Genomic DNA, 1,981 nt, shown 5'->3' with positions numbered 1-1,981 from the left:
AATAATAAACTCTCGATTCAAACCATTTCTATTTATCAAATAATTAATTTTGCCTTTGCAAAAACAAGGAAGATTTGATGAACGAGAAAATGGATTTTGGACAAATAAAAAAAGCGATGAATTTTTCATCGCTTTGTGATCCCGCTGGGATTCGAACCCAGGACCCATACATTAAAAGTGTATTGCTCTACCAGCTGAGCTACGGAATCGAAAATGATTCTAAAAATATTTCTGAAAACTTAAGTGATCCCGCTGGGATTCGAACCCAGGACCCATACATTAAAAGTGTATTGCTCTACCAGCTGAGCTACGGAATCAAGACCTTGTCTCAAATGAGGATGCAAAATTATGAAATTAAGCCAACAATGCCAAAACTCTTTTTAAAATTATTCCTATTATTTTTCCTGCTTTTGTTTCAATACACTGATTGTAAGGCACAAAATGATGTGGCTAAAAAAGCAGATTCTTTATTTAGTGCAAAAGAATATTCAGAATCTGCAAAAATATATGAGCTTATATTTAGAGATGACCAAGTGAATAAGAAAAATATTTCTCTCAAACTGGCCTACATTTACGAAAGTTTGGGAGATTTTCCGAAAGCTATCTTCTATTTGAACAATTATTATAACCTCAACCCCGACGATGAGGTGTTTGAAAAAATGAATAAAATGGCTTTGGAGAATAAATTCACAGGTTTTGAACGCAATGATCTTAATTTTATCCTGGTGTTATATCAACAATTCTACATTTACATTCTCTACACGGTGATTTTAATTGGAGTCTTTATTCTGATTATTCTGTTTCGAAAAAAAATCTACAACAAAAAAATTCTTCGTCGCCACATGATACTGGTAGGATTGTTTATTGTTTTTCTTTTGATTTTCATCAATGTCCCCAACAGGTATCAATCCGCCATTGTCAACAAGAAATCTTTCTTTCGTGAGCACCCATCATCTGGATCTCCCATTGTAGGAACCATAGAAACTGGAAATAAAATAAATATTTTTGGCGAAGAGGATATCTGGCTTAAAGTACTGTGGAATAGAAAGATAGTGTATATTCACAAAAACGATACATGGATTTTGAACAGTTAAGGCTGTAAAAAATATGAGATTCTCATTTTTTAATTAGCTAGATTTTTATAGTTTTGCGGCAGCAATGGCGAGGTGGTGGAATTGGTAGACACGCTACTTTGAGGTGGTAGTGAGCGAAAGCTTGTGAGAGTTCGAATCTCTTCTTCGTCACCACAAATCCCATAACGTGCATATATACAGTACGTTATGGGCTTTTCAAGAAGTCAGATTTGTCAAAATGACAAACAAATGACAGCCAAACAAGCCCAACAGCAGTTAATCCAGGACAAATCAAAACTCATCCCAATGTCCGAAACCTACCCTTACAAACTCTGTCGACTATCAAAACCCAAGGACAACTCTCTGGAAAAACCATGGTATGTAGAATTCTACGTTTGGGATGCCACCAAACAGAAACTACACCGTAAAAGATACGTCCTATCTGACGACACCGCCAAAGCAAGGGAGATAGAAGCGGCCAAACTCATCAAGCAAACCAACCAGCAGCTCATCGCTGGAGCAGTCATAAACCCTGTCCAAAAAAAACAAATAGGACCAATCCAGCCCGAAACACCACTATTAGAAGCCATCGCCTTCTTTTTGAAATACATCAAAGGCTCCAAAAAACCGCGAACCTACGAAACCTATAAATCCGACCTGCAGAAACTAACAGACTATCTCACAACCACAAACCAAACAAACCTCACCCTTGGCACATTCACATTCAACCACGCCCAGGCATACATCGACTACCTCATTATAGATCAACAACTCAAAAACCTTCGCATAAATAACTTAAAGGCCACAAACTCGGCATTCTTTGGTTTTTACCAAAAACGCAAAACCATAAACGAAAACCCATTCAAAGGCATCGACAACCTCGACGTCCAAGCCTCCAAACACAAATC

Annotated in this window: 2 protein-coding genes and 3 tRNA genes; 3 read left to right on the top strand and 2 right to left on the bottom strand. The window is 37.4% G+C overall.

The genetic code is table 11. The features are described 5' to 3' along the window. Positions 1–136: 136 nt before the first annotated feature. Together EGI31_RS14765 and EGI31_RS14760 are read right to left on the bottom strand one after the other, a co-directional pair. Positions 137–209 (bottom strand) — tRNA-Lys (locus tag EGI31_RS14765). 35 nt (positions 210–244) lie between these two features. Next, positions 245–317 (bottom strand) — tRNA-Lys (locus EGI31_RS14760). Positions 318–410: 93 nt separating this feature from the next. Between EGI31_RS14760 and EGI31_RS14755 the strand changes: the two genes are divergently transcribed. The 3 genes from EGI31_RS14755 to EGI31_RS14745 all read left to right on the top strand — a co-directional run. Next, positions 411–1,094, top strand: coding sequence for an SH3 domain-containing protein (locus EGI31_RS14755; RefSeq protein ID WP_255037948.1), 684 nt, complete (start codon positions 411–413; stop codon positions 1,092–1,094). Between the two features lie 66 nt (positions 1,095–1,160). Further along, positions 1,161–1,247: transfer RNA gene (locus EGI31_RS14750), tRNA-Leu, on the top strand. Positions 1,248–1,322: 75 nt separating this feature from the next. Then, positions 1,323–1,981: site-specific integrase (locus EGI31_RS14745; protein ID WP_255037947.1), on the top strand; the 659-nt coding region annotated here is incomplete at its 3' end.

Origin of the sequence: Lacihabitans soyangensis (assembly GCF_024343775.1) — a bacterium.
GTDB lineage: Bacteria > Bacteroidota > Bacteroidia > Cytophagales > Spirosomataceae > Leadbetterella > Leadbetterella soyangensis.
The sequence above is the reverse complement of the archived record's forward strand: the minus strand, read 5'-3'. Positions and strand labels throughout refer to the sequence as shown.